Raw genomic sequence first — 654 nt, forward strand, 5'->3', positions numbered from 1 at the left:
GCCCCGGGAACCCCGGCCTCCCCCGAGCCCGCACCGGGACCGGGCTTCGACGCAGCTCCGAACACCTCTGCCTCATCGTCGAGTTGACCAGGTGCCAGCACGTGCCGCACCGCGTCCCCGTCCGCGAGGGCCCGGGGCAGCGGCTTCAGCACGACCACGCCGACGCCCTTCCTCCCGCCCGGGGGGTCGGAGGCGCCGGAGGCGTCGGGGGTGCCTCCGACGAGCGCGAGCGCTGTCTCGCCGTCCCGCAGGGCGCGGCAGGCGGCATCGAGGGCGGCGCGGCGGGACGGGTGCCCGGCGTCGGCGGTGGAGCCGGGCGGGAGCAGGGCGAGAACGGCGGCGAGCCGGGCGGGGTCGAGCCCGTCGAGGTGGACGCCGACGCGCACGGCCGGAGAGGCGGCGGGCACGAATCCGGCGTCCTCCATGGCCTGCCACAGCAGTTCGAGCAGCAGGTCCTGACGGGGATCGGGGGGAACGGTGCCGTCCGCCGGGAGTCCGAAGAACTCGGCGTCGAAGCCCGCGGCTTCGGGACGGCCGTGGGCCGAGCCGACGACGGCGATCGCGTGTTCGCTCATGTAGCTGCTCCAACAACCCATCAGATAACCGTCAATCGATGTGGGGGGATGCGCACGGGCGGGGATCGGGGGGGGGCGG

The 654-nt window shown here is 75.4% G+C and carries 1 protein-coding gene; it reads right to left on the reverse strand.

The genetic code is table 11. The features are described 5' to 3' along the window. On the reverse strand, window positions 1-575 hold a 575-nt coding region (locus ACSNOC_RS27845), incomplete at its 3' end, for a beta-ketoacyl synthase N-terminal-like domain-containing protein (protein ID WP_436750347.1). Window positions 576-654: the final 79 nt, after the last annotated feature.

Origin of the sequence: Streptomyces sp. URMC 129, assembly GCF_051386415.1 — a bacterium.
GTDB lineage: Bacteria > Actinomycetota > Actinomycetes > Streptomycetales > Streptomycetaceae > Streptomyces.